At 68.0% G+C, this 26,618-nt stretch carries 25 protein-coding genes; 6 read left to right on the forward strand and 19 right to left on the reverse strand.

The features are described from left to right. Positions 1–8: 8 nt before the first annotated feature. The 4 genes from ACEN9G_RS19605 to ACEN9G_RS19620 form a co-directional block, all read right to left on the reverse strand. The gene (locus tag ACEN9G_RS19605; RefSeq protein WP_413341233.1) at positions 9–257 is read right to left on the reverse strand and encodes a hypothetical protein; all 249 of its coding nucleotides are present in this window, start codon (positions 255–257) and stop codon (positions 9–11) included. Between the two features lie 85 nt (positions 258–342). Further along, complete coding sequence (locus tag ACEN9G_RS19610) at positions 343–843, reverse strand: hypothetical protein (protein WP_413341235.1); 501 nt, start codon at positions 841–843, stop codon at positions 343–345. An 86-nt stretch (positions 844–929) separates the two neighbouring features. Next, a complete protein-coding gene (locus ACEN9G_RS19615; RefSeq protein ID WP_056136454.1) occupies positions 930–1,346 on the reverse strand; it encodes a secondary thiamine-phosphate synthase enzyme YjbQ in 417 nt (138 codons plus the stop codon). A gap of 38 nt (positions 1,347–1,384) precedes the next feature. After that, a complete protein-coding gene (locus tag ACEN9G_RS19620; RefSeq protein ID WP_413341236.1) occupies positions 1,385–2,185 on the reverse strand; it encodes an HDOD domain-containing protein in 801 nt (266 codons plus the stop codon). A gap of 224 nt (positions 2,186–2,409) precedes the next feature. Here ACEN9G_RS19620 and ACEN9G_RS19625 point away from each other — a divergent pair, with 224 nt between their 5' ends. Continuing rightward, on the forward strand, positions 2,410–2,853 hold the full coding sequence (locus ACEN9G_RS19625) for an FKBP-type peptidyl-prolyl cis-trans isomerase (protein ID WP_413341238.1): 444 nt from the start codon (positions 2,410–2,412) through the stop codon (positions 2,851–2,853). Positions 2,854–2,997: 144 nt separating this feature from the next. Here ACEN9G_RS19625 and ACEN9G_RS19630 read toward each other — a convergent pair whose 3' ends face one another. Both ACEN9G_RS19630 and ACEN9G_RS19635 read right to left on the reverse strand, forming a co-directional pair. Then, positions 2,998–3,918 (reverse strand): alpha/beta hydrolase, encoded by a 921-nt coding sequence (locus ACEN9G_RS19630; protein WP_483126867.1) that lies wholly within the window; start codon positions 3,916–3,918, stop codon positions 2,998–3,000. Between the two features lie 19 nt (positions 3,919–3,937). After that, a complete protein-coding gene (locus tag ACEN9G_RS19635; RefSeq protein WP_483126868.1) occupies positions 3,938–6,601 on the reverse strand; it encodes a glycoside hydrolase family 3 C-terminal domain-containing protein in 2,664 nt (887 codons plus the stop codon). A 406-nt stretch (positions 6,602–7,007) separates the two neighbouring features. Here ACEN9G_RS19635 and ACEN9G_RS19640 point away from each other — a divergent pair, with 406 nt between their 5' ends. Then, positions 7,008–9,089 carry a tetratricopeptide repeat-containing diguanylate cyclase gene (locus ACEN9G_RS19640; RefSeq protein ID WP_413340855.1) on the forward strand — a complete coding sequence of 694 codons (2,082 nt, stop codon included), beginning with the start codon at positions 7,008–7,010 and terminating at the stop codon, positions 9,087–9,089. 4 nt (positions 9,090–9,093) lie between these two features. Here ACEN9G_RS19640 and ACEN9G_RS19645 read toward each other — a convergent pair whose 3' ends face one another. The 3 genes from ACEN9G_RS19645 to ACEN9G_RS19655 all read right to left on the reverse strand — a co-directional run bounded on the left by ACEN9G_RS19645 (position 9,094) and on the right by ACEN9G_RS19655 (position 11,573). Further along, on the reverse strand, positions 9,094–9,573 hold the full coding sequence (locus ACEN9G_RS19645; protein ID WP_413340857.1) for a VOC family protein: 480 nt from the start codon (positions 9,571–9,573) through the stop codon (positions 9,094–9,096). A 73-nt stretch (positions 9,574–9,646) separates the two neighbouring features. Beyond that, complete coding sequence (locus tag ACEN9G_RS19650) at positions 9,647–11,137, reverse strand: MDR family MFS transporter (protein WP_413340859.1); 1,491 nt, start codon at positions 11,135–11,137, stop codon at positions 9,647–9,649. Further along, complete coding sequence (locus ACEN9G_RS19655; protein WP_413340861.1) at positions 11,127–11,573, reverse strand: MarR family winged helix-turn-helix transcriptional regulator; 447 nt, start codon at positions 11,571–11,573, stop codon at positions 11,127–11,129. Before ACEN9G_RS19655 ends, ACEN9G_RS19650 begins: the two co-directional genes overlap by 11 nt. A gap of 116 nt (positions 11,574–11,689) precedes the next feature. On the opposite strand from ACEN9G_RS19655, the gene ACEN9G_RS19660 reads away from it, so the two are divergent. Both ACEN9G_RS19660 and ACEN9G_RS19665 read left to right on the forward strand, forming a co-directional pair. Next, positions 11,690–12,058: a DUF6404 family protein gene (locus ACEN9G_RS19660; protein WP_413340863.1), complete on the forward strand. Its 369-nt coding sequence runs from the start codon at positions 11,690–11,692 to the stop codon at positions 12,056–12,058. Positions 12,059–12,069: 11 nt separating this feature from the next. Further along, positions 12,070–12,228 carry a hypothetical protein gene (locus tag ACEN9G_RS19665; RefSeq protein WP_413340865.1) on the forward strand — a complete coding sequence of 53 codons (159 nt, stop codon included), beginning with the start codon at positions 12,070–12,072 and terminating at the stop codon, positions 12,226–12,228. Positions 12,229–12,234: 6 nt separating this feature from the next. Here ACEN9G_RS19665 and ACEN9G_RS19670 read toward each other — a convergent pair whose 3' ends face one another. Both ACEN9G_RS19670 and ACEN9G_RS19675 read right to left on the reverse strand, forming a co-directional pair. Continuing rightward, positions 12,235–13,455, reverse strand: a complete 1,221-nt coding sequence (locus tag ACEN9G_RS19670; protein ID WP_413340867.1) for a glycosyltransferase family 9 protein — start codon at positions 13,453–13,455, stop codon at positions 12,235–12,237. Between the two features lie 265 nt (positions 13,456–13,720). Further along, complete coding sequence (locus ACEN9G_RS19675; RefSeq protein ID WP_413340869.1) at positions 13,721–14,374, reverse strand: PRC-barrel domain-containing protein; 654 nt, start codon at positions 14,372–14,374, stop codon at positions 13,721–13,723. A gap of 301 nt (positions 14,375–14,675) precedes the next feature. Here ACEN9G_RS19675 and ACEN9G_RS19680 point away from each other — a divergent pair, with 301 nt between their 5' ends. Further along, a complete protein-coding gene (locus tag ACEN9G_RS19680; RefSeq protein ID WP_413340871.1) occupies positions 14,676–15,047 on the forward strand; it encodes a lysozyme inhibitor LprI family protein in 372 nt (123 codons plus the stop codon). A gap of 12 nt (positions 15,048–15,059) precedes the next feature. On the opposite strand, the gene yghU is transcribed toward ACEN9G_RS19680, so the two are convergent. From yghU to ACEN9G_RS19720, 8 genes are all read right to left on the reverse strand, one after another. Then, positions 15,060–15,917 (reverse strand): glutathione-dependent disulfide-bond oxidoreductase, encoded by an 858-nt coding sequence (gene yghU / locus ACEN9G_RS19685; protein ID WP_413340873.1) that lies wholly within the window; start codon positions 15,915–15,917, stop codon positions 15,060–15,062. An 81-nt stretch (positions 15,918–15,998) separates the two neighbouring features. Continuing rightward, positions 15,999–18,779: an Hsp70 family protein gene (locus ACEN9G_RS19690; protein ID WP_483126869.1), complete on the reverse strand. Its 2,781-nt coding sequence runs from the start codon at positions 18,777–18,779 to the stop codon at positions 15,999–16,001. Beyond that, positions 18,776–20,635 carry an Hsp70 family protein gene (locus ACEN9G_RS19695; RefSeq protein ID WP_413341958.1) on the reverse strand — a complete coding sequence of 620 codons (1,860 nt, stop codon included), beginning with the start codon at positions 20,633–20,635 and terminating at the stop codon, positions 18,776–18,778. The genes ACEN9G_RS19690 and ACEN9G_RS19695 overlap by 4 nt, the downstream gene beginning before the upstream one ends. Next, positions 20,632–21,216, reverse strand: a complete 585-nt coding sequence (locus tag ACEN9G_RS19700) for a DUF2760 domain-containing protein (protein WP_160410238.1) — start codon at positions 21,214–21,216, stop codon at positions 20,632–20,634. Before ACEN9G_RS19700 ends, ACEN9G_RS19695 begins: the two co-directional genes overlap by 4 nt. 48 nt (positions 21,217–21,264) lie before the next feature. Then, positions 21,265–21,702, reverse strand: a complete 438-nt coding sequence (gene hepT, locus ACEN9G_RS19705; RefSeq protein ID WP_413341960.1) for a type VII toxin-antitoxin system HepT family RNase toxin — start codon at positions 21,700–21,702, stop codon at positions 21,265–21,267. Between the two features lie 48 nt (positions 21,703–21,750). Further along, complete coding sequence (locus ACEN9G_RS19710) at positions 21,751–23,004, reverse strand: putative Na+/H+ antiporter (protein ID WP_483126870.1); 1,254 nt, start codon at positions 23,002–23,004, stop codon at positions 21,751–21,753. Positions 23,005–23,117: 113 nt separating this feature from the next. Further along, positions 23,118–24,758 carry a DUF5597 domain-containing protein gene (locus tag ACEN9G_RS19715; protein WP_413341961.1) on the reverse strand — a complete coding sequence of 547 codons (1,641 nt, stop codon included), beginning with the start codon at positions 24,756–24,758 and terminating at the stop codon, positions 23,118–23,120. A gap of 51 nt (positions 24,759–24,809) precedes the next feature. Further along, entirely contained in the window at positions 24,810–25,577 is a 768-nt protein-coding gene (locus ACEN9G_RS19720) for an NAD(P)H-dependent oxidoreductase (protein WP_413341963.1), read from the reverse strand. Between the two features lie 90 nt (positions 25,578–25,667). On the opposite strand from ACEN9G_RS19720, the gene ACEN9G_RS19725 reads away from it, so the two are divergent. Then, entirely contained in the window at positions 25,668–26,591 is a 924-nt protein-coding gene (locus tag ACEN9G_RS19725) for a LysR family transcriptional regulator (protein WP_483126871.1), read from the forward strand. The last annotated feature ends 27 nt before the right edge of the window (positions 26,592–26,618 follow it).

Genomic DNA, 26,618 nt, shown 5'->3' on the forward strand with positions numbered 1-26,618 from the left:
CGGTGCAATCAGTGCCTTGCGTCCAGGCTCTGCTTGTACCGACGGTACGTTCCAGTAACCTGGGAGGCGACCAGTAGCACGCCGACCAGCAGGAACGCGTATTTCAATTGCCACGGGATCGCGGTCGGCAAGACCTTGTCGAACAGCAGGAAGATGGCGAAACATGCGGACGAGGCGGCGTCGATCCAGCGTCGCGACAGAAGGGCTAGAAGCGCCGACAGTGCCAGGCATACCATCGGCCAGTCGTTCCAGTGCATTTCATTTCCATTCACGTTTGTTTTTATGCGGTGGCATTTCCAACCCTGCGCAAGGCATCAGTGGGGAATCCGGACGGCGCGGACGTCAGCGGTCGATGGCAGCGGCAAGCCGGTTCGCGCGTTGCGCCGACTGCGCATCCGCCGCCGGGAATTGCAGCGCGAACGACAAGACCTGCGGCGGCTTGTCGTCCGGCGTGACGTGGACTTCGTAATACACGGGCTTGCCGTCGCCGGCGGTGGAGGCGTAGCGGAACTGGACGGACTTCTGGAAGCCGAACAGGACGTTTTTACGCGGCGGCACCTGCAGGCGGATGATTTTTCCTTCCAGCGGCCGGGGCGCCGGCTGCATCGTCGAAAATCCGCCGACGGTGTCATCGATCCGCTTCAGCGTGTGCGCGGTCGCCGCGGTATCCCGCGTTGCTTCCGGCGCGAACAGGGCGGCAGCCTCCTGGAAGCGCTGGTGCTGGAGTGCGGCGACGAACCTGGCGGCCGCCGCGGCGCGGCTCGCGTCGTCGTACGCGCTTGCGTGGGCTACCAGAGACGTGCAGAGCGCGAGGGCGCCGAAGGCAGCTGAACGGAATCGCATGGTCGATGGGGGTGTCGTTGACGAGCTTGCAGGATACGCGTTTTCACTCGCAACAATTCCTCGGAATCTCACCGGCATGCCGTGACTCAGTCCCCCAGCACCGTCACGACGACCTTGCGCCGATGCTCCGCCACCCGATGCTCCCACAAATACATCCCCTGCCACGTCCCGAGCATCAGCCGCCCGTCGCCGACGGGCACCGTCACGAACGTGGACGTCAGCATCGTGCGCGCATGCGCCGCCATGTCGTCCGGTCCTTCCGTATCGTGGTGGTACGCGGGATCACCGTCCGGCACCAGGCGCCGGATGATGGTCTCCAGGTCGTGGCGCACGTCCGGGTCGGCGTTTTCCGTGATCAGGAGTGAACAGCTCGTGTGCTGCACGAACACGTGCGCGAGGCCGCAGCGGATGCCCGAGCGGGTGACGACGTCGGCGACGGCCGCGGTGATGTCGCGGCTGCCGCGGCCGAACGTGTTGAATTCGAGGGTGGACTGGTAGGACATGGTCGCTCCTTGCAGATCCGACCATGCTACACGATCGTTCAGGGTTCGGCCGAGAACGACGCATGCGACGGGAAGCGCACCGTCATCCATTCGCGCGACAGGCGCAGCGTGTCGACCACTTCGGCCGGCAGGGTGTCGAGGATCGCGGGGTCGTCGCTGGGCGTGTCGGCCAGCAGGCTGGCCAGGTGGATGATGCCGCCCAGCTGGCAGAACGGGTGCCCCGCCATCGGGTCGGACGAGTTCTCCAGCGCGCGCACGATCTTGTCGGGGAAGTTCCAGCGCCGGCCCAGTTCCGCCGTAATCTCGCCTTCCGACAGGCCCAGCAGGCGCTGCTCGCGTTCCCAGCGGCCGCCCGGCAGGTGCGGCAACTGCTCGATCTCGGCGAAGGCCGTCGGGTCCACCTGGTAGATCAGCAGTTCGCCCAGGCGCAGCATCATGCCGGCCAGCCAGGCTTCGCTGCCGTCCAGGCCGATGCCGCCCGCGAGCCATTTCGCGTAGCCGGCGCAAGCCATGCTGCTTTTCCAGAACTCGTCGGAATCCAGGCCGGGCAGGGCGGGAAAGGCGTCGGAGAAGCACGTGGCCAGCGCCAGCGTGCGGATGTGGGCCATGCCCGCGAGGGAGATCGCGTCGTCGAGCGAGCCGACGTTGCGGCGCGAACCGAAGCGGGCGCTGTTCGCCAGGCGCATCAGCTTGGCCGTCAGGGCCGGGTCGCGCGCGATGATCGTCGCGACCTTCCTGGCGGATGCGTCGTCGTCGTCGAGGGTTTCGATCAGGGCATGGGCCACTGCGGAGATCGTGGGCAGTTTGACGTCGTCAAACAATGTCGTGAGGCGGATCATGGGCATCTTTCGTCATCCAGCGTCGTCGGTCCGACGCGACCGATTCAGTGTACGCCGCGCTGTTGTTGCCCCATCGAATTATTTCGTCTTGACGGGCAATCTGTTGCTGATGCGCCTGCTCAGAACATCAACCTTGAATTTGTAACAAAGAAAAACAAATGTAAAGGCAATCCAGGCATGTACATGGGGTATGGTTGCAGGTTCTTCTAATAACGCGAGACACCATGAACCTGAAGCCTGCCCTTGCCTGCACCGCCATCCTTGTCGCCGTCCTGAGCCTTGCCGGTTGCGGCGGCGGTGGCGGCGGGTCGTCGTCCAGCACCGTCGTCGTGGCCAATCCGTCCCAGTTCAGCGCGACGGACGTCGTGCTGGGCACCGGTACCGAAGCGACCACCGGCAAGACGGCCACCGTGACCTATACCGGCTGGCTGTACAGCGACACGGCGACGGACCACAAGGGCAGGCAGTTCGACACCGGCACGTACTCGTTCACGCTCGGGGCGAACCAGGCGATCGCCGGCTTCGACCAGGGCGTGACGGGCATGAAGGTGGGCGGCAAGCGCACTTTGCTGGTTCCATCCAGCCTGGGCTACGGGGCAAGCGGGAATGGCGCGATTCCCGCGAATGCCGGGCTCGTGTTCGATGTGGCGCTGACGGCGGTACAGTAAGCGGAGCCGCAGGAGTCACGGTAAGTCAGTGTTTATCACGTCGTCCCCGCGCAGGCGGGGACCCAAGTTTTTAGACGTGCCGCAGCGCTGGCAAAATTGGACCCCCGCCTCCGCGGGGGCGACGTAGTCAAGGGCGCGAGTCCGTCACACCTTCGGCTTCAGGTAGCCGTGCATGCCCAGCCACCGCGCGAACGCATCGAACCATCCGGTGCTGGTGGTCGTCTTCTGGTACATGCCGAAGCCGTGTCCACCCTGTTCGAACAGGTGGAATTCGACGGGCCGCTTGGCCGCGCGCCAGCTGTCGACGAGGCCGAAGCCGCCGTTGCCGAACAGCGGATCGTCCGCCGCCAGCCCGATGAACAGCGGCGGGGCGTCGGCCGGCACCTTGACGGCGGCGAGCGGGCCGTAGATGTCGCCGATGAACGCGGGCTTCGCGTCCTGGCCGTACAGCGTCGTCGCCATCGTCAGCATCGCGCCGGCGGAAAAGCCCAGCATGCCGATGCGGTCCGGGTCCACGTGCCACGTGCCCGCCCGCGCGCGCACGAGCGCGAACGCGGCGCGCGCGTCGGCGATCTGCGGCGCCAGCGTCACGGCCGGATTGTCGGTCGGCGGACGGTTCGGGCGGGACGCGCCCGAAAACATCTTCGCCATCTCGTCCGCGAACGCATCCATGTCCTGCGGGGTCTGGTTCAGGCGGTACTTCAGCACGAACGCGGCGACGCCCTTGTCGGCCAGCGCCTTCGCCACGTCCCAGCCCTCGTTGTTCATCGACAGCGTACGGAAGCCGCCGCCCGGCGCGACGATCACGGCGGCGCCGGTCGCCTTCGCGGGGTCGGGCAGGAACGGCGTCAGGGTCGCGACCGTGACGTTGCGTGCGAAGACGCTGCCGTACTGGCTGTGCCAGCTCTCCTGCGCTTTCGCACCCGGCAGCGGACCCGTGTTCAGCACGATGGCGTTCGGTTGCGCGGGCGCCGCGATGGGCGTCATCTTGTCGTTCTGCGCGTGGACGGGTGCCGCGAGCGCATAGGCGATGACGGTGGCAATCAACAGTCTGGTCTTCATCATGTAGTCTCCTTTGTTATGGTTATTGCGCCAGCACGACGGTCTGTTTCAAGGTCAGCGTGCCGTCCTGCTGCGCCACGCCGGTGCCCGGCTGGCCGGAACCCACGCTCAGCTTGTACTGGCCGGGCGTGAGCTGGCGGACGCCGTCTCTCGTGACGAAACTGAGGTCGCGCGGCGACAGCGTGAAGCTGATCTTGCGCCGCTCGCCGGCCTTCAGCGGCACGCGCTGGAAGCCACGCAGCGCGACACGCGGCGCGCCCTCGAACGCGGGCGGCGTCAGGTACAACTGCGCCACTTCGTCGCCGTCGCGCTTGCCCGTGTTGGCGACTTCCGTCGTGACGACGATGCCGTTCTCGGGCGCTCCAGCGACCGGTTCGATGCGCAGCGGCGCATAGCCGAACGTCGTGTACGAGAGACCGGCGCCGAACGGATACACGGGCGTGCCCGCGTAGTAGCGGTAGGTGCGGCCCTGCATCGAGTAATCGTCGAACGGCGGCAGGTCGTTGATGCTGCGGTAGAAGGTGAGGGGCAGGCGTCCGCCCGGATCGGTGCGGCCCGTCAGCACGTCGGCGATGGCGGCGCCGCCGGACTGGCCCGGATACCACGCTTCCAGGATCGCGGCCGCATTGTCCTTCGCCCACGACAGGTCGATGGCGCTGCCGTTCATCACGACGACGACGAGCGGCTTGCCCAGCGCTTTCGCCCGGGCCAAGAGGGCGCGCTGCTCGGCCGGCAGGTCCAGCGACGTCTTGTCGCCGCCGGCGAAGCCCTCGACCTTGATGGCCATCTCTTCGCCTTCCAGGTCCGACGTCAGGCCGACGACGGCGACGATCACGTCCGCATCCGCGGTGCCGGCCTTCAGGTCCTGCTCGGGCGCCGTCGAGATGCGTTTCCAGAACAGGCCGGGCACGCCCGTGGATCCCGTCTCGGCCTGGAAGCGCAGCGGATAGCGCTGGCCTTTCTCGAGGCGCACGTCGGTGAGCTTCAGCGGTTCGCCCCATTGCGAATAGGTCGACGCCTGCACGGCGGGCTTGCCGCCGACCGTCAGTTCGCCCTTCACGCCCGTCACGCCGAGGCGGTACGTGCCCGTCTCGGGTGCGACGAGCGCGCCGGTCCACACGACCTTGTGCTTGTCCGCCACGTCCTTGAACTGGAGCGCGTGCGATTCCAGGCCCTTTTCCGTGCGGACGAGCACCGGCTTCGTATCCGTGCCGTTGATGTACTCGGCGCGCAGGCCAGGCTTGCCGTCCGGCGTGAGCAGCGCGCTGGCCGGGACCGGGTCGCCGTCCGTGATGGAGGCGGCGGCCGGCACGAGCGTCACGCGCGCCTGCGGCAGCACGCGGCGCAGGCCGGCGACGACGGAGACAGGCGGCGCGGACTGCGTCGACGAATAATTCCCGCGCAGGACGCGCGTGGCGTCGGCCAGCGGGCCGATCACGGCGACTTTTACGCCCGGCTTCAAAGGCAGCGTGCCGTCGTTCTTCAGCAGCACGAGGCTCTTGTTCGCGGCCTGCAGCGCGAGGTCGCGGTGCGCGGGCGTGTCGATCGCGGAGGCCGGCGTCTGGTTCGGCTTGCGCTGCGCGAGGCCCGCGAGGTCGCCGTTGCGGTAGCGCGCGGAGAACAGGCGGACGAGCGCCGTGTCGATGTCGCCCATGGAGATCAGGCCGCGCTTCCACGCTTCGCGGTAGCGTTCGCCGAGGCCCTTCGCGTCGCCCAGGGTCTTCGTGTTGCACTCGTTGTCCGTGCCGGCCTTCAGCGCGACGGCGGCCGCCGCGGCGGGATCGGGCGCGTACTTGTGGTGCTCGTCGATGTCCGTGACGGCATCGCAGTCGGACACGACATAGCCCTTGAAGCCCCACGCGCCGCGCAGGTGCTCCTTCAGCAGCAGGTCGCTGCCGCAGGCCGGCTGGCCGTTGATGCGGTTGTAGGCGCACATGATCGACCCGGCCTTCGCATCGACGATGGCGGCGCGGAAGGCGGGCAAATACGTGTCCTCGAGGTCGTGGCGCGATACGAACACGTCGGCCACGTGGCGCGTCGATTCCGGCCCGCTGTGCACGGCGAAGTGCTTCGGCGTCGCGACGACGTCCGGCAGGTCCGGGTTCGGTCCCTGGATGCCCTGGATGAACGCGACGCCCAGTTGCGCCGTCAGGTACGGGTCTTCGCCATACGTCTCCTGGCCACGGCCCCAGCGGGGGTCGCGGAAGATGTTGATGTTCGGCGACCAGGTGTCGAGCCCCGTGCCGATCCTGCCCAGGTGGCCCGTCTGGCGGCCCAGCGTGTGCAGCGCGCGCACTTCCGTGCTGATCGCGGACGCGACCTTGTGCACGAGCGGCGCGTCGAACGTCGCGGCGAGGCCGATGGGTTCGGGGAAGTTCGTCGTGGGCAGCGGTCCCAGCGCGCCGTGCAGCGATTCGGTCCACCAGTTATAGGCGGGAATGCCGAGGCGGGGCACGGCGGGTGCGACGTTGAGCAGCTGGTCGATCTTCTCGTCCAGTGTCATCTGCGCGACCAGGGCGCGGGCGCGGGCGTCCGCATCCGTGCGTGCTTCAGGGGATGTGGTGGTGGTCTGTGCCGCGGCCGGCATCGCCGCGGCGAGGATCAGGGCGCCGCACAGGGCGGTGCGCTTGATGCCTCTCGATAAGTCTCCTGCTTGACCAATTCGTTTGGTCTTATCTTTTTGCATAGGGGGTACCTTAAAAGGTCATGCCATCGGATAGGCTCCGTACATGATAGATGAGTGAGAAATGATTGCGATAACAAGAGGTGCCCGGCTCATCGGCGGCGTTCGATCGCTGCCGCAACCGTGGGTCGATCACGGGTGCGGGAAGGAAGGAACGCGCACATTGAGCCGGACGAGGTCCAATGTAGTGGAGGAATTGTTCGGAAGCCAATAACTTTTTGGTGAGAACCGATATCGGAATGGATATGGGTCGCGGCAGGTGTTCGACTGTTACGTAACATTAATGTTATACGCGAACATATTCACAATGTTGTGCTCGCACATCGCTCGTATTGTTTCGTTGAGGAAAGTCAAAGTTGAGTCCATAATGGCCTCAACAGAAGTATTGACTTCCAGCCGGCGCATCGTCATGCCATTTCCTCACCGCCTCGTCTCCTTCCTGCTCGTGACCGCCACGGCGTTCGGGCCGGTTGCGCACGCCGGTACCCCGGCCGTCGATCCCAGGGCGGAAGTGAACGCGATCTGGGACCTCGCGCAGGATTCCCCGCGCGCGGCGCTCGACCGGGTACAGGCCGCGCGCCGCGACCTGGGGCCGGATGCGCCCTACGACGCCAGGCAGATGCTGTTGCGCACGGAAGTGCGGCTCAGGGAAGACCTGGGCCAGCAGGACTCGGCCTATACGCTGGAACGCGAATCGCTGCAACTGGCGCAGGCCAGGGGCGATACGGCGGGCGTGGCGCTGGCCATGCTGGGCCAGGTGCGCGAGCTGCTCGAGGCCCATCGGCTGGACGATGCCCAGGCGCTGCTCGACAGGATCGTGGCCCAGGCGCCGAAGGACACGGCGCTGACGTTCAAGGTGTCGGCCGAGCGCACGCAGGGCGATATCCTGAACCTGCGCGCCCGGCTGGACGAGGCGCTGGCGGCCTACCTGCGCGGGCTGCGGCTGTTGCAGGGCAAGCCCGGCGAAAGCGGCAGGCGCGCCGTGATGTACGCCCGGATCGCCCAGGTGTACGCCAATGCCGACAATCCCGCCAAGGCGATCGAGAATGCCGACCTGGGGCTGGCGGAAAAGAAGATGTCGCTGCGGTCGCTCGCGTCGCTGCAGTTCACCCGCGCCATCGCGCTGGTCAGGATCGGCCGCGACGGCGAAGGCATCGCCGCGTTCGAGAACGCGCTGGCGACGGCGGTGCGCGCGGGATTGCAGGGTATGGAAGCGGCGGCCCGCGGCAATATCGCGGACTATTATCTGCAGCACCACGACTACGTGCGCGCGGAAGCGGAGTCGCGCAAGGCGCTGGTCGTGTCGGAAAAGGGCAGCGACCAGAACGTCATCCAGATGGCGCGCGCCAATCTCGGGTTCGCGCTGATGGGCCAGGGCCGCATAGCCGAGGGCCTGCCCTGGGTCGACGGCGTCATCGCGCACCTGCGCAAGGACAAGCTCATCGGCGACCTCGAGGCGATGCTGGACGAGAAGGGCCGCATGCTGGAGCGCGCGGGCCAGTACCAGCAGGCGCTGGCGATCGTGCGTGAGCAGCAGTCGCTGCAACAGCAGAGCGCCCGCGCCGCGCGCGACCGCGCGATCGCGACGCTGCAGGAAGAATTCGACGCCCACCGCCGCAGCCAGCAGATCACGCTGCTGCAGCGCGAGAACCGGCTGAAGGATGCGGAGCTGAACAACCGCCGCACGGTGCAGCTCGCGACGACGTTCGGCGCCGTGCTGACGGTGCTGGCGGGCGCCGTCGTGACGGTCCTGTACCGGCGCACGGCGCGCAGCAACGCGCGGCTGAAGGAATTGAACGTGCAGCTCGAATTCGGTTCGACGCACGACGCGCTGACGGGCCTGCACAATCGCCGCTCGCTGACGAACCGGATGAGCGTCCGCAAGGACGACCGCCGGCACCCGGTGCCCGGCGCCGTCGACTGCTTCGTCCTGATGGACATCGACCATTTTAAAAGCATCAACGACCGCTGGGGCCATGGCGCGGGCGACGCGGTCCTCGTCGACGTCGCGCGCCGCCTCGCCGCGGCCGTGCGCGACACCGACATGGTGGTGCGCTGGGGCGGCGAGGAATTCATGATCCACGCGCCCGCCATGGATCCGGCCAGCGTCGCCGGCATGGCGGAGCGGATCCTGGATGCGATCGGCGCCAGGCCCGTCGACGCGGGCACGTGCACGATCCCGGTGACGCTCACCGCGGGGATCGTCGCGCTGCCGGGCGCCGGCGCCGCGTTCGACTGGCCGTGCGCCGTGCGCCTGGCCGACTGGGCGCTGTATCAGGGCAAGGCGCAGGGCCGCAACCAGGCCCGTATCGTCACGCGGCTGTACGCGCCGGCGGACACCGTGATGGCGGCGCTCGACCGCGACGGCGCGGACGTCGCCGTGCTGCTGGCGCTGGAGGGCGTGCACGGCCCGCGCCAGGTGGTGGAACGGGCGCCGCCGCCCAGGCGCGACACGGGCGGCGGCACCCTGCACGCCATGGTGCGCGCGTGACCGGTTAGCCGCGCCGCGCCGCCTCGATCGCGGCGACGTCGATCTTTTTCATCTCCATCATCGCGTTGAACGCGCGCTTGGCCGCGGCGCGGTCCGTGCCCGTAAACGCTTCCATCAGCACGCGCGGCGTGATCTGCCACGACACGCCCCACCGGTCGCGGCACCAGCCGCACGCGTTCTCCTCGCCGCCGTTGCCGACGATCGCATTCCACAGGCGGTCCGTCTCTTCCTGGTCCTCGGTCGAGACCTGGAACGAGAACGCGTCGGTGTGCCTGGGACCGGGACCGCCGTTCAGGCCGAGGCACGGGATGCCCATCACGGTGAACTCCACCGTCAGGACACTGCCTTCCTGGCCGGCCGGATAATCGCCGGGCGCGCGGTGGACGGCGCCGACGGCACTGTCGGGGAATGTCTGCGCATAGAACGTCGCCGCATCGAGGGCATCGTTGTCGTACCACAGGCAAATCGTGTTCTTGTTGATCATCTCGTCTCCCTTCGTGGTCTGGAAATGGAGCGGACACGATAGCACGACGCGCGGCTCGCCGGCATGTGGCGGCTCATCGCTCGGCCTGCGCGGGATGTCCCGTCAGCGGCAGCTCCGGCAGGAACAGCAGCGCGATGAGCCCCGCCAGCACGATCAGCGCACCGGCGCCGAAAATGTTGGCGATGGCGTGGCGGTACACGTCCACCGTCAGCGCCTGCGCGGCGGGCAGCGCAGCTGCCGCGCCATGCGCGCTCGCGCGTGCGACGTCCGCGATGCCGTGCGCGTGCACCTGGTGCGCGAGGATGGCGCCGGAACCCGTCACGCCGAGCAGCCCGCCGAGCGAGCGGAAGAACGTCAGCATCGCCGTGCCCACGCCGCGCCGCGGGACGGGCAGCGCGTTCTGCACGGCGATCGTCATGTTGGGCATCACGAGGCCCGGGCCCGCGCCCAGCATGAAGATCGCGGGCTCGATGATCCAGTAGCCGCGCGCCGTGTCCATGCCCCACGCGAGGACCGCGAACGCCAGCACCGCCGCCGACAATCCCGCCACCTGCACGGCCTTGTACTTGCCCGAGCGCGACAGCACGCGGCCGTTCAGCGTGGACGACGCGATCATCCCGACCATCATCGCCACCGTCATCATGCCCGAATGCGCGGGGCTGCTGCCCATCACGAGCTGGAAGAACAGCGGGAAGAACACGCTCGCGCCCATCAGGCCCATGAACGTCAGCGCCATCACGATGCTGGCGATGTTGAAGACGCGGCTGTGGAACAGGTCCGGCGGCAGCACGGGTTCGGCCGCGCGGCGCAGGTGCACCATCAGCCAGCCGCCCGGCACGACGGTCAATGCCGCGCACACCTGCACCTGCACCGAATCCCACGCCCATTCCGTGCCGCCCAGCGCGAGGATCAGCAGCAGCGCCGTGATGGTCACCGTGAGCAGCACGGAGCCGAGGTAGTCGATGCGGTGCGCGTGCGTCTGCACGGGCTTGCGCAGCGAGCGCGCGATGGCGTGGAAGGCGACCGCGCCGACGGGCAGGTTGATGAAGAAGATCCAGTGCCACGACAGCAGGTCCGTCATCATCCCGCCCAGCACGGGACCGAGCACGCTGGTGACCGCGAACACGATGGCGATCGAGCCCTGGCGCCGCGCCCGTTCCTTCGGCGGCACGAGGTCGCCGATGATGATCTGCGCCAGCGGCATGAAGCCGCCGGAACCCATGCCCTGGATGGCGCGGAACGCGATCAGCTGCGTCATGCTCTGCGCGAAGCCGCACAGCATGGAGCCCAGCAGGAAGGTCGCGAGCGCCGTGAAGATCATCGGACGCCGGCCGTACTGGTCGGCCAGCTTGCCGTACAGCGGCATCGTGGCGGTGGAGGCGAGCACGTACGCCGTCACGACCCACGACAAATGGTTCATGCCGCCCAGGTCGCCCACGATGCGGGGCAGGGCGGTGGCGACGATGCTCTGGTCGAGCGCCCCGAGGCCCAGCACGGCCATCAGGGCCAGGTAGACGGAACGGATTTCGTGGGCGTCGGCGAACGTGGGGGATTCAATCTTCATGGTCGGCGAGGAAGTTGAGGGCGTCGATGGCGCCGGCGAGCGCGGTCATCTGGTCGGGCGACAGGCGGGCGATGCGTTGCGACAGCCAGTCGTGGCGGCGGTCGCGCAACTGGTGCAGCGCTTTGTGGCCGGCCGGGCTGACGTGCAGGCCGCTCCTGCGCCGGTCGTGTTCCTGGGCGGCGCGCTCGACGAGGCCGGCCGTTTCCAGGGCCTTGACCTGGCCGCTCATCGTCGGGCTGCGCACCTGCTGCATGCGCGCGAGCTCGGCCACGCCGATGCCGGGGTGTTCATGGATCATGTGCAGGAGCATCGCCTGCATCAGCGACATGCCTTGTTCCTGGCGCTCGGTGTCGCGCCGCATCTGGCGCACGAGGCCCTTGAGGGCCGTGCGCAGGTCTTCGGACAGGCGTTCGACGGGTTGGTCGTAGTTGGGCATGAGTAATATAGGTAGGCTACCTAACTATCTTACGCGCATCGCGCCGCGCATGCAAATGGTGTCTTGGTGACAATGCACGCATTTTTTCGGCGACACATTTGATAAGGTGGCGCACTATGCATTTTCGAGCCCAACTGGACCGTTCCCTCGCCATGCTGTCCGCGCGCGGCCTGGCGCGTCGTCACGCCGCGCCGCCGCTGTTCCGGCTGCTGTGGAAACTCGGCGTCCGCGTCCGCCCGCCGCACTTCCTCGGCTTCGCCCACATCGCCGGAGTCTATGGTACGTGGTTCACGTGCGCATGGGGCATGTTCATGTGGCTGCTGGTGTGGTCGCAGCAGGGACTGGACTTCCTGGGCGTGGCGCTCAGGTCTTGCGGCGCAGGCGCGGCGTTCGGCTTGATGATGGCGTGGTTTTATACGCGCGAACGCAGGGAATTCGCGTTGCCGGCCTGGGAATCGTTCGGCCGGGACGAACAGACAGGCTGAACGGGGGACGCATGCAGACGTCCGCCGAGGGTGTCAACCTGGTCGAGGTCCGCTGGGGCGAGGTGACGAGCGTCCGCATCGATCCGGACACGGCCATGCTGGAGCGGACGCTGCAGCGCATCGCGGCCAAGGGCACGGCGGAAGCGCTGGCCGCGCCCATCATCTCCTGAAGCGGCTTACAGCGTCTGCCAGGCCAGCGCGGCCATCACTTCGTCCACGCCGATCTTGTCGACCCAGTCGTCACGCCGCGCGACCGTAATCACGGTGCTGTTGTGCTTGTCGATGGGGGCCCATTCCGGATTCTTTTGACGCATCAGCGCGATCACGGGGACGTGCACCGCATTCGCCAGATGCATGACGGCCGTCTCGACGGAGACGATCAGCTTGCACAGGCTGAGGATGGCCGGCAGCTGGAAGAAATTGTCTTCGGCACTGAACAGATGGGTGCGCGCGAGGTCGTGGCGGGCGAACAGGGCACGGGCGCGCGCCAGGTCTTCCGGGACGACGTTGACGATGAAGCCGGCGTCGTGCCACGCGGCGTCGCGCTGCATCGTGCGGATCAGTTCGATGACCCGCTCCAGCGGCCACGAGCGCTCGACCGATTTCGAGTACGCATTCAGGAACACGACCTTGGGCGCCGTCACGCCGGTGCCGCCGAATCCCCAGGCGGCGAACTGGCCGCGCGCGTAGTCCATCCAGCGGTCGGGGATGGACAGCACGGGATAGCGTGCGGCCGGCGGGATCGTGATGCCGAACAGCTGCGTGAACCAGTCGGCGTAGATGTCACTGATGTGCTGGTCCGGATGCGATGCCGTGCTGTACGCGGAAATGAAGGCGTCCAGCTTGCGGTAGGCGAGGTGCTTCGGCAGGTCGTAGGACCGCACGCGCTTCTTCTGGCCCACGACGAAGCCGTGCGGGCTGATCTTGCGGGCCAGGCCCGCGTACTTGTGCCGGTCCAGCACGGCGAGCGACACGACGATCGGGTAATCCTGCTGCTTTGCTTCCTGCAGCGAGGCCTTGTACAGCGCGGGGCTGTAGGTTTCGTCGTAGACCTTGTCGAAGCAGGGGCACTCGGCCAGCCAGTCGTACAGCGCGTATTTCTTCAGGTGCGGCCAGTCCGCGGCCCGGCGCGTGCGGCGGCGCTCGTCGACCCACAGGTCGATCTTCAGGTGCGGGAAGGCGCGCGCGAAGGCGGTGAAGCAGCTTTGCAGGTAAGTGAAATCGCCCAGCGCCAGGTGGGCGATGAACAGGATCCTGTCGGCACGCGCGAGCAGCGCGCGGTCGACCAATGCCGTGCGGGCGGCCGAGTCGGCCAGCCAGTCCGTGTCGAATGCGCCCGGCTGTGCGTGGCCACCCCAGCTGTCCAGTTTCAGCGTCTGTTCACTCGAGATCTTCATAGCAAAATTGTAGAGGGCGAATGGCCGGGGTAAAACAGTCGGTGCTGTAAAGTTCGGTAAAGCTTTTATTAAGAATTACCAGACCAGGATGACGTCCGTGTTGCATGCCGGGGTAATGGGAAATGGCTGATTAGTAAATATTGCATCCCGCCAGTCTGCCAGATTGCATGGCAAAACGATGCACTGTTGAGGTTACAAGTTGTAACGACATGTGTCGCCGGCCGCACCACCGGCCGTTGGCGGGCCGATGGTGCGTGGTCCAGCGTCAGCCCAGGTTGCTGCCGCGGATCTTGCTCAGGTCCGTGTCGCTGCCGGCCGTACCGGGCCGTGGATCGAGGCTCCCGCCGGCGCCGCCACCGGGCATGGCACTGCCCGCGCCCGTGCCCATATCGGACGAGCCAGCGTGCCCGGCGCCCATCGAGCCCATGCCGGCACCCGCGCCCGTGCTGGCGCCAGCGCCGCCGCCGACCATGCCGCGCATCGCCACGTTCGGTCCCATGCTGGGCGCGCCGGAACGCATCGGGTCGGTGCCGTAGAAGCTGTGGATGTGCTGGGCCCATTGCGCGTCGGCCATGTCGGGCCAGGCATCCTTGTCGAAGCCGGGGGCGTTCCGCAGGCCTTCCTTCTCGATATCGAGCACGAAGCGCTTGTTGACGGTGTCCAGGTGCAGGGCCTGCCAGGGCACGGCGAACAGCTTGTCGCCCATGCCCAGGAAGCCGCCGAAGGACAGCACGGCGTAGGCGACCTGGCCGGTCTGCATGTCGAGCATGATTTCCTTGATGTCGCCCAGGTCCTGGTCGGCGGCGTTGACGACGCTGTCGCCGATCAGGGTGTCGGCGCCCATCAGCGCCGGGCCTGGGCCGGCATGTCGTCCAGTGGCCTTGTACATGCCATATTTGTCGCGATCTGCGTAGCTCATCTTTCTTCCTCCTGATGTCGATGATTGCAGGGCTGTCGGTGTGCGGTACCCATCAAGGATAGACGGGCCTCCTCGTACGCGTTTGCGTCCACTCAATCGTGCGCCAACGCGGTACGCGCCGACGTTCCGATCCTAGTCCCGATCCGCATTGCCGCGCGCCCGCTAGATGCCAGGAAAAAGACATCTGACACAGGTCGAAAAGTAGCGCTACGTAATACTTGGTGAGAATTAGGTGCCGCCTGCTCGACTATCATGCTGGACTTGGTTCATGATCAATGCACCCAAACACGAAGGAGTGGCGATGAAACGTTGGATGTTGGCGGTACTGATGTGCGCGGCGGGCGCCGCGCAGGCGAATTCGGCATGCGACAAGCCGAAGAAGGATTTCGACGGCCTGTATTGCCTGAACAAGGTGTACCAGGAAGCGGACAATGAGCTCAACAGCACGTACGGCAAGCTGGCCGGCAAGCTCGATGCGGACGGGAGGAAGCGTCTCAAAACGGGCCAGCTGCAATGGATAGCTGAACGCAACGACAACTGCTCGCGCCACGAGGGCAGCGCGTTCTACGTGAACCTCGAGTGCGCGACCGGCACGACCGTCCGCCGCGCCCAGTTCCTGCAGGACCGCCTGCGCGAGTGCGTGAGCGCGGGCTGCCAGAACAGCAAGCTGTAGGCGCGCCGGCCGTCAGTCCAGGTCGGAAGCGTCGTGGCGCTCCAGCACCTGTTCTTCCGGCTTGCCGCGCACGCGGTTGACCTTGCGCCCGCGGATCACGGCCGGCCGCGCGCCGACCTCGTCCGCCCAGCGGCGCACCTGCTGGTACTGGTGCACGGCGAGGAATTCGCCGGCATCGTACAGCTCGCCCAGCACGAGGCCGCCGTACCACGGCCAGATCGCCATGTCGGCGATCGTGTATTCGTCGCCCGCGACGAAGCGGCGCCCGGCCAGCAGGCGGTCGAGCACGTCCAGCTGGCGCTTCGTTTCCATCGCATAGCGGTTGATCGGGTATTCCAGCTTTTCCGGCGCGTACGCATAGAAATGGCCGAAGCCGCCGCCGACGAACGGCGCCGAGCCCATCTGCCACATCAGCCAGTTGAAGGTCTCGGTGCGGGCCGGGATGTTCTTCGGCAGGAAGGCGCCGAATTTTTCCGCCAGGTAGACGAGGATAGCCCCGGACTCGAACACGCGCACGGGGTCTGGTCCGCTGCGGTCGACGAGCGCCGGGATCTTGGAATTCGGGTTGATCTCGACGAAGCCGCTGCCGAACTGGGCGCCTTCGTTGATGCGGATGAGCCAGGCGTCGTATTCCGCACCGGCGTGGCCCGCGGCCAGCAGCTCCTCGAGCATGATCGTGACCTTTTGCCCGTTCGGCGTGCCCAGCGAATACAGTTGCAGCGGATGCTTGCCCTCCGGCAGTTCCAGCTCGTGGGTCTTGCCCGCCACGGGACGGTTGATGCTGGCGAAGGCACCGCCCGAGGGCGTCGCCGGGGACCAGACCCGGGGCGGGACGTAGGTGGACGTGAACGGGTTCGTGGGGTCGGACATTGCACTTCTCCTTCTGGGACTCGGTAGGAGAGGCGATGATGCCCGAAAAGCCGGCTTCGTGCTGGAAGCGGGCGCGCCGTCTCAGCGCAGCAGTTTCAACCCCGGCGGCAGCGCATCGCCGAACATGCGCGTGCTGCTTTCCTGGTCCAGTTCGACCACCTCGCGCACCTGCGCGGACCAGCTGGCCGGCGCCCCCGCGGACGCGAGCCGCAGCAAGACCTGGGCGCGCAAGTCCTCGCCGATGTCGCGCGTGCGGTCGCCTGTCTTGCGCGCGAGGTGGGCGGCGGCGAAGCCGGCCGGCTCGATCCGCTTCCAGTCGAACAGCATGAGTTCCGTCAGCCAGCGTTCGGCGGCCTCGGGCGGCGCCACTTCGTGCGCGCTGCCGTGCAGCGGCGTGCGGGCGCCCACGCGCGCGAGCGCCCACAGATAGCGCGCGTACGTGGCCGCCGCCTTCGCATCGGGCTTGGGCGTGACGGGAATGCCCATGATGCGGCCGACCATCCAGTCCCCGATCTCGGCCTTGTACGCGGCCGGGATGCGTTCCAGCGACGCGCCCAGGCGCAGCATGTCGTCCTCGCTGCCGTCGACGAGCGTGGCGGGACGCCTGGCGCGGTCGCCCGGATCGGCCTGCAGGTTGAACGCGAAGTCGTCGAGCAGGCGCAGCTGCGCTTCCGTAGAGAGTCCGCCGGCGACGCGCCGCCACAGGGTCCACCATTCGGCGCGGACCTGGCTGTCCTTGACGTACTGGGCGCCGGCCGGGAACAGGGCCCACAACTGCTGGATTCTCCAGTCGTCGAGCGGATCGCCGAAGCCGGGCCGCAGGCACCAGCCGGCCAGGTTCAGCCACACGCGTTCGTGCTCGGCCGAGCGGCGCCGGCCTTTCGCGCGTTCCATCAGGGCGTCGAACAGGCGGCGCAGCAGCGGGGTCTCCCACCGTTCGCGGCCGCTCAGCACGTGTTCCAGCGCGCCGCGCAACTGGCGCACTTCGCGTACCTCCACCTGCTGGTTGCGCGCGCCGAAGATGCGGTCGATGCGCTTGATGGCCTCGTCGAGTTGCGGATGCGCGACCTCTGGCGCTTCCTCTTCGCCGCGCAATTGAAACTCCAGGCGCCAGCGCTGGCCGCTGCCATCCTCGGCCACGCAGAACATCTCCAGCGTGCCGAGCTCGGACAGCGCGGCCGCCAGTTGCACGGGAATGGACGCCGTCTTCGCATCCTGCGCGCGCAGCACGGTGGCGATGGCCGGCAGCCGCACGACGTCGGCGGGATCGAGGTCGACGAGATCGCCCGCCGCGGCCGTAGCGGCGATGGCGGAGACGAGGTGGAAGCGCACGGGCCGGCCCACGCGCAGGGCGAAGCTGCGCTCCGCCAGCGTGATCTCGGCGCCGGCGCGGGCGCCGCGCGGCAGCACGCAGACGGCGCGCAGACGTTCGCTTTCTTCAAGGATCAGGTAATAACTGCGCGCCGAGCCGCTCTCGATGGCGGGCGCGAGCCCGGCCCGCGCGAGCGAATACGCGACGGCGCCGCGCGCGACGGCGACGTCCGGATCGGCATTGTGCAGCACGCGCACGGCGTCCCCGCGCCACGCGGACAGCACGTCGGCCAGCCGCTGCGCCAGCGCTTCTCCGCGGAACACGCCGCCGTTCAGCAGCAGGGTATCCGGCACGGGCAGGCGATCGTCATCGGGGATGCCCAGCGCCTCGCGCGCCGCCTGCGCGTGCTGGCGCAGGAAGCCCGCCAGATGGCGCGTGATGGCCGGGTCGCTCGCATACGGCAGGCCGAATTCGACGATGCCGGCGCGGGCGCGCTGCGGACCTTCCCGCGTGTCGTTTAAAGGGAAAAAACCGTCCAGCACGATGCGGTCGACGTCCGCCTTGGCGATCGTCGCGGAGCGGCTGGCGCCGATGAGGCGCGAGCCGCTGCCGAGCAAGGTGACGGTCACTTCATCCGGCGCGTCCGGCGCCAGCAACTGTTCCTTCGCGGCGCGGCAGCGTTCCGTCAGTTGCGCGAGGCGGCCGGCCGACAGGCGCTGGCTTTCGCCCAGGCGCGACTCGGCCAGGTGGGCGAGGGCGAGGTCCATGTTGTCGCCGCCGAGGATCAGGTGGTTGCCCACGCCGATGCGCGACAGTGCCGGTTCTCCATCCTTCAGCTCGACCTTCACGAGCGTGAAGTCGGTGGTGCCCCCGCCCACGTCGGCGACGAGCACGAGCTTCGCATCCGCGAGGTCGGCAGCCAGCGTGGTGCGATGGCGTTGCAGCCAGTCGTACAGCGCGGCCTGCGGTTCCTCCAGCAGGCGCACGTCGGACAGGCCGGCGAGGCGCGCCGCTTCCAGCGTGAGGGCGCGCGCGCCTTCGTCGAACGAGGCGGGGATCGTGAGGACGATCTGCTGCCGCTCCAGCGGCCTTGCGGGGTGCTGCGTATTCCACGCCGCGCGCAGGTGGGCGAGATAGCTGGCGCTCGCGGCCAGCGGCGAGACTTTCGGCACGTCGTCCGGCGCGCCCCACGGCAGGATGGGCGCCGTGCGGTCCACGCCCGGATGCGACAGCCAGCTTTTCGCGGAGGCGACGAGCCGGCCCGGCGACGCCGCGCCAAGACTCCTCGCGAGGCGGCCGGTGGCGACGCGTGCCACGCCGCCCACGTCCGGCTGTTGCCACGGCAATTGCAGCGCATCCGCCGCGAGCTCGCCCTCGAGCGGGTGGTAGCGGCTCGACGGCAGCAGCGGCGCCGTGCCCACTTCGCCGGGCGCCACCAGTTGCGGAATATCGAACGTGGCGACCTGCTCGGACCCCGCGTCGGCATACGCCAGCACCGTGTTGGTGGTGCCGAGGTCGATGCCGACGAGGGCTGGTTTGGTGCGGGTCACTGCTCGCTGCTGCGGACGTCGAACTCGACCTTCCAGCGCTGGCCTTCACGGGCCACGGCCACCAGTTCCAGCGTGCCCGCTTCCGTCGCCACGGCATGCAGCTTCACCTGCACGACGTCGCCCGGCGTGCGGCCTTCCGCCGGCAGCGTCGCCTGGATCTCGTTCAATTCCTGCAGCTCGTCCTGGCTCCACGACTCCAGCACGGTGCCGATCTGGTCTTGCCGGCGCACGGTGGAGCCGAAGAAGCGGAAGTGCACGGGCTCGCCCACGACGAGGCCGAATTCCTGGCCCGGCAGTTCCAGCTCGCTGCCTTCTTCCATGCCGAACGGCGCCACGCACAGCGCTTCCAGCGGCGGTTCGAAGCCGGGGATCGCGGGCATCGAGGACTCGACGCCGACGTAGTACGACCGGGCCGTGCCGCCGCGGATGCGCACGCCGCCGCCACGGCGCGCATAGCCGTAGTAGGCGGCGCCGCGCGCGACGGCGAGATCCAGGTCCGCGCCTTCCAGCATGCGGGCCGGTTCGGCGCCTTCCATGTACAGCCAGTCGTTGATGGTGTCCATCACGCGCCTGGCGAGGATGTCCGACTTGAACACGCCGCCGTTGAACAGCACGGCGCTCGGGTGCAGGAAGGTGTGCTCGGCATTCACCTTGCCGTTGAAGCCTTCCAGCTCCGCTGTCGCACCGGCCTGGCGGCCGAGGAAGGCAGCGAGGTGGCGCGTGATGGCGGCGTCCTGCGCGTACGGCAGGCCCACTTGCGTGAGGCCGGCGCGCGTGCGCGTCGCGGGACGTGCGGACGCTTCCACGCGCGGGAAGAAGCCGTCCGTGATGAACGTGGTGACTTCGTCGCGCGTGAGCTCCGTGCGGATCGAGCCGCCGATCAGCTTCGAGCCGCGGCTCGGCACCACGATCGGCCACGTGGTCGCGTTGGCGTCCGCCAGCAGGTGTTCCTTGGCGCCGCGGCAGGCGTAGGTGAGGGCGCGCATCTGCCAGGCGTCCAGCTGCGTGCCGTTCGCCTGCAGCTTGCGTGCGACGAGGTGGGCCAGCGCGAGGTCCATGTTGTCGCCGCCCAGCAGGATGTGGTCGCCGACGGCGACGCGGTGCGGTTCGAGGTTGCCGTCGCGTTCGAGGATGGCGATCAGCGAGAAGTCGCTCGTACCGCCGCCCACGTCGACGACCAGCACGATGTCGCCGGCTTTCACTTGCTTGCGCCAGCCGCCGCCGCTGCCTTCGATCCAGCTGTACAGCGCGGCCTGCGGTTCTTCCAGCAGCGTCGGGTTGCCGTAGCCGGCGCTGCGCGCGGCCTCTGCCGTCAGCTCGCGCGCGGCCGGATCGAACGACGCCGGGATCGTCACGGTGACGGCCTGCTGTTCGAACGGCGCGTCCGGATGCGTCGCGTTCCACGCGGCTTTCAGGTGCTCGAGGTAGCGGGTCGATGCGGCCAGCGGCGACACGCGTTCGACTTCTTCCGGCGCGTCGGTCGGCAGGATGGCGGCGCGGCGGTCGACGCTCGGGTGGCTCAGCCAGCTTTTGGCCGACGACACGAGGCGGATCGGCGTGCCGGCGCCGCGACTGCGTGCCATTTCACCCACGATGGGCGCGGCCTGGCCGTTCGTCCACGGCAGCGCCAGTTCGCCCGGCGCCAGTTCGTCCGGGTGCGGCAGGTACAGGAACGAGGGCAGCAGCGGCAGCGCTTCCACGGTGCCGGGCGCGCTCAGTTGCGGAATGCCCAGCACGCCCTGGTCGGCCTTCTCGCCATCGCTGGCCTGCAGGTCGACGTACGACAGCGCGCTGTGCGTCGTGCCGAGGTCGATGCCGATGGCGTAGCGGGCGTCGTTGGTCTGGATGTCGCTCACAGTTCCACCTCCGCCGGGGCGATGACGCTGGCATCGTGTTTATCCGCCAGCTGCGGCAGGCGCACGTCGCGGGCGCGCCAGCCGCGGTGCGACAGGGTGCCGGTGAACGGCGCCTTGCCGACGACGTTGCCGGTCAGGCGCACGCTGGCGGCGTCGAAGCCTTCCGGCAGCGTGATGCGCGTGCCTTCCAGCTCGCCGCGCACGGGTTCGATGGTGAAGTGCTCGCGCAGCACGCGCGCGCAGCCTTCGTGCACGAGACGGGCGGCGGCGCCGATGTCGGCGTCCGCATAGACCGTGATGTTTTCGTTGGCGAAGTCGATCAGGCGCGCTTCGCGCTGCAGGAGGCCCAGCAATTGCAGGGCCGCGTCCGGCGTGGCGATGCGTAATGGGGCCGATGCGGGGGCCGGTGCCGGCGCGGGCTTCGGTGCAGGCGCCGGTGCGGGAGCAGGTGCGGCGATCGGGCCGACCTGGTCGTCGCGCACGCGCGCGGCGAACTCGGCGTCGCCCAGGGTCTTGAAGAAGGCGCCGAAGGCAAGGGACAGCCGGCTCCAGAAGGATGGCAGGTTGGTCGGTTGGCTCATGTTCTTGTGGTGTCTGGTGCGTGGTTCAGAAAGGGCGCATGATACCAGTTAGACAGCATCTGGTTCGGGTTCGCCGCCCGCCGCACCCGCCAGCAGCGCACGTGCATACACGTCGAAATCGTCCAGCCCCCGCTTGATGATGGTCACCAGCGCGGGCAGCGGCGCGGCCTGGTGGTCCCATTCGGCGCGGCAGAATTCGCCCGTGCGCTTGAGGTCCTCGGCCAGTGCCGGCTCGATCCAGCCGTTGTCCGCCAGTAGCGTGATGACGTCGCGCTCGTCGTGCGCCGGGCCCAGGCCGCGGTCGGCCAGCACGTAATCGCCCATCTCGACGGCCGCTTCCCAGGCGCGGATCACGTTCAAGGTCGCCGCGTCCTGGCGCGTGATGTCGCCGACGAAGGTGGTCGGGTCCTTTTCGTATTCGTCGCGGGCGCGCTTGCAGCAGCGCTCGATGGTGCCCGTCTTGCTGACCAGCAGGTCGTGATCCATGTTGTTCCCTCGCTGCGGGACGTGGAGGGTCCCGTTCCAGCTAATACGTTACAACAAGAACAACACAGCCGCCGCACAAGTGGGCGCAAGCGCACCCAGCAGCAGGCCCATGGCCCCGATCGACTCGTCGTTGAAGCCGCGCCGCAGCAGGGCGACGCCGGCCGGATTCGGCGCATTGGCGATGACGGTCAGGCCGCCGCCCGCCACCGCGCCCGCCACCAGCATGTATTGCGCGCGCTCGGACAGCCCGGCGATCAGCGAGCCGAGGTAGGTCAGCGCGGCGTTGTCCGTGATCGCGGTGAGGCCCAGCGCCCCGAAGAACAGGGCAGTGGGTTGGAGTTTCGCGACGATGGGCTGCAGCCACCATTGCTGCATCCCGCCCAGCACGACGAGGCCGGCGAGGAAGAAGCCGACCAGCAGGCCTTCCTTCAGGATCAGCGGATCCTGGTAGCGCGGGTAGGCCTGGGTGATGCCGAGGAATAGTAAAAAAATGCCGGTGAACAGCACGGGATGGTGGGCCAGCAGCACGATGGCCGTCAGCACGCCCAGGTGGGTGAGCGTGACAAGAACCGGCATGCGCACGGGCGCCTCGCCCTCGATCGAGATGTCGAACGGGCGCAGGTGCGGGCGCAGCAGATACGTCACGACGCTGGCATTGGCCACGACGGCGATGACGGCACGCCAGCCGAAGTGCGCCAGCATGTGGACGCTGTCCCAGCCCCACGCGCCGGCCACCATCAGCACGGGCGGCGCGGCATACGACGTCAGCGTGCCGCCGATCGACACGTTGACGAACAGGACGCCCAGCGCCCCGTATTTCAGCCATTCCGGCATGCCGGGGCGGAACACGGACGGGGCCAGCATCAGCGCGGCGATCGTCATCGCGGCCGGTTCCGTGATCAGGGAGCCGACCAGCGGCACGAGTGCGAGGCCGAGCCACGTCTGCGCGACTTCCGTGCGCAGCGGCAGCAGCCGCGCGAGCAGGCGCACGAGCGCGCGCGCCGCCTCCAGCACGGGCCGCGACGCGGCCACCACCATCACGACGAACACGAACAGGGGCTCCGTGTAATGGCGCGATTCGGCGTAGTCGATGGCGGCGGCGCTGCCGTCGACGAAGGCCAGCGCGAGCATCAGCACGAAGGCCCAGAAGCCGAAGACGACCTCCACCTCGCCCAGCAGGTGGAACAGCCCGGCGTGGCGCGGATGGCGGTGCGCCAGGCCCTCGAAGAGGCGCGTGGCGAACGTGTGCAGCAGGGCGAGCACGAACAGGATCAGGGCGATCTTGTGCATGGTCGTGGTCATTGATGAGATCCTTATAAATAACTACGTCGTCCCCGCGAAGGCGGGGACCCAAGTTCTGCATGCATCGCGTCGGCGCGTGCAAATTGGGCCCCTGCCTTCGCAGGGGCGACGTTTTAACGCTGGCGACTCGGGTAACTTCCCAATTTCACCCGCAGTACGCGCGGCACCGTGGTGAAATTTAACCCGTAATCGGTCTGGTCGCCGTTCCATACGTGATGCAGCACCCAGTTGCCCGCGTCGTCGTAGCGGCCTTCCTCCACGCGCGCGAGCATGGCGCGCTTGCCGCTGCCCTCCGGCGCCGTGAAATCGATGCGCGCCATGCGGCCCGTGACCAGGTATTCGTCCGGGCCCAGCGCCGCGACCAGCACGCCGCCTTCGGAGCCCAGCGGATTCGCGGGCCGCGGCTTCATCCACGTCCAGTCCGACGCGCCGAACGTGCCCTTGTCGTAGTGGACGCGCGCCTTCCAGTTGCCGAGGTCCAGGTCGACGGGCTTGCGGTCGTCCGGTTCGCTCGCGCCCCAGACCTGGCCTTCGAACGCCAGCCGTGCCCAGATGCGCAGGATGGGCGCGACGAGGCGGTAGTTGCTGGCGAACGGTTCCAGCATGTCCCATGCATTTTTCGGGATCGCGGCCGGGTCGTTGGCCTCCTTCGTGAAATCGACGCCGAACGGCGCAAAGCCGATGCCGCGCCGGCCCATCACGTCGAACAGGTAGCGCGCGTAGGCGAAGGTGTGGCCCGTCTCGGGGACGAACAGCGGATTGTCCGGGCGGTCGTACAGTTTCAGTACGGCGTGGTATTTCGGCGTCTCGGGAAAATAGATGTCCGGGCCGATCACGTCGATGTGCGGCGCGCCGGCCTTCCACACGTCGATCACGTTGTCGGTGGGGCCGCCGGCCGAGTACGACGTCGGGTCCTGCGGCTTGAACGGATCGCGCAGCGCCACGTTGACGTACATCGGCAGGTCCAGTTCCGCCTTGCCGGCGGCGGCCACGGCGTCGGCGAAGCGCGCGATGTACCAGGCGTGGAACGCTTCGTCGGCTTCCTTGCCGAAGACCTCCGTCCACGTGCCGCCCGTGCGGCCGCGCGCCGTCAGCAGCGGCGCGGGCACCGGGCCGGCAAACAGTCTGTTCGCTTCCGGCGAGTGGTCGCGCGCGCTGCCGTAGGTGCCTGTCTCGTTCTCGATCTGGACCATGATCACTGTGCGCTGTGGATCCTTCGCGCGGATATGGCGCATCAGCGCGACGAAGGCGTTGCGGTCGGCGTCCAGCGTGGCCGGGAAGATCGGCGACAGCGAATCGCGCAGCTCTCCTTTCGCATCGACGACGCGCGGATAGCGGGCGTTGTCCAGCTTGATCCACGCCGGCGTATAGCTCGGCCCATTGTTCTTCCACGCGCCGAACCAGAGCAGCACGAGGCGCACGTCGTGGGTGCGCGCCTGCGCGAGCAGCAGGTCGAGGTAGCCGAAGTCGAAGGTGCCCGGTGCGGTCTCGATCTGTTCCCACGCGATGGGCACTTCCAGCGTATTGGCGCCCAGCTTGTCGATGGCCGGCCAGACGAGCGGCATCTGCGCGGGCCAGGCACTGGAATTGTTCACCTGCGCGCCCAGCATGAAGAACGGCTTGCCGTCCACCAGCAGCGCATGGCGCCCGTCCTTGTGCACGATCCGCGGCAACGGCGCGTCGAGGACAATGTCGCGGCCCTGGGCCGACCAGGCCAGGGCGGACAGCAGCAAGCCGGCCAGCGTCTTTTTCATTCGGTCTCCTGTCGTGGTGATTTTGAACATTGTCCCACGACAGGGGCCGTCTCAGCGCAGATGCGCGCGCAATCCGGTGACGCCGGGCACGACGTCGTCCGCCAGCACGTGCCGGTCCGGGTAGTCGCCGCCGTTCTGCGGCCGGTAGGGAATCGGCGCATCCGTGAACAGGGTGCGCATGCGCGCCGCCAGGCCGGCCTGCGCGCGTTCGACGCCCTCGGCATCGATGCGGCCCGCGCCATGCACGGCATACGTGGGCAGCACGTCCATGCCGGGGAAGAACAGCGTACCGTGCGTGATCGGGAACAGCAGTTCGTCGAGCTGGCCGTTGATGCCGCGCGGGCCGTAGTCCTCGGCCGGCCCGCCCATCGTCACGGACAGCAGCGCGCGTTTGCCCGCGAGGCCGCCTTCGCCGTAGCGGTAGCGGTTGCCGGCACCCTGGTAGCCGTAGGCGAGACCGTATGCCCACACGCGCTCGATCCAGCCCTTCATGATGGCCGGCATGCCGAACCACCACAGCGGGAACTGGAAGACGACGGCATCCGCCGCCATCAGCTTGGCCTGCTCGGCGCGCACGTCGTCCGGCTGCGTGCCGGTGCTGAACGCGTGGCCGGATTCGTCCACGAACGACAGGCGCTCGCGATCCTGCCGGTCGGGGAAATCGTGTTCGTCGTAGACGGCCTTCCAGCCCATGGCGTACAGGTCGGAGTGGATCACTTCATGGCCTTGGGCGCGCAGTCCGGCGCGCGCGGCCTGGACCATCTGCGCGGTGAGGGAATGCGGGTCGGGGTGGGCGTGTACCACTAAAACAGTCTTCATCGTCGTGCTCCGTGAATGTGATGAAGGCCATTCTGGCGCCAATCGTCACGGCCGGGAATGCCAGTCGGCTTTTGGGGTAGTATCCAAAAAATGGATATCAAGCGCATCGATTTCAACCTGCTCGTGACCCTGGACGCGCTGCTGGCCGAGCGCAGCGTGAGCCGCGCCGCGCAACGCCTGAACCTGAGCCAGCCCGCGCTGAGCGCCCAGCTGGCGCGCCTGCGCGAGATGCTGGGCGACCCGTTGTTCGTGCCGAGCCACCGCGGCATGACGCCCACGCCGCTGGCCCTGGGCCTGCAGGCGCCGCTGGCGGCGGCCCTCGCGCAGCTGCGCGACGTGGTGACGGCGGCCCGCGCCTTCGACCCCGCGCGCGACGAGTTCACGCTCCACGTGGCGTGTTCGGACTACGTGCAAGCGGCGCTGCTGCTCGACTTCACGCTCGCGCTGCGCCGCGCAGCGCCGGGCCTGCGCATCGCCCTGCGTCCGGCCGATTCCGCGCGCCTGGAAGCGCAGATGGAAAAGGGCGACGTCGACCTCGCGGTGCTGACGCCGGAAGGCATCGCGGAGTCTCTCCGTTCGCGTCCGCTGTTCGAGGAGCGCTACGTCTTCATCGCGCGGCGCGGCCACCCGGCGCTGCGCCGGCCGCTGGATACGGCGCGGTTCTGCGAACTGGAACACGTGATGGTCTCGCCGCGCGGCGGCAGCTTTACCACGCCGGTCGACGAGGTGCTCGATGCGCAGGGCCTGCGGCGCCGCGTCGTCGTGTCGGCGTCGACGTTCCACTCGGTGCTGGACCTGGTCGAACGCTCCGACCTCGTCGCCCTCGTGCCGGCCCGCATGGTGGAAGGGCGTCCCAATCGCCTGCGCGTGCTGGAACCGCCGCTGCCGGTTCCCGGCTTCGCCATCCGCATGGCCTGGCATAACCGCAACCACGGCGACGCGGCGCAGCGCTGGGTGCGGGAGCAGCTGGTGGCGTTTGCGCGCGAGGCGCCGCGTTTCGGACATCCAAAATAAAAAAACGGATTCACATTACATGAATCC

This window comes from Massilia sp. Masssp94, assembly GCF_059491305.1.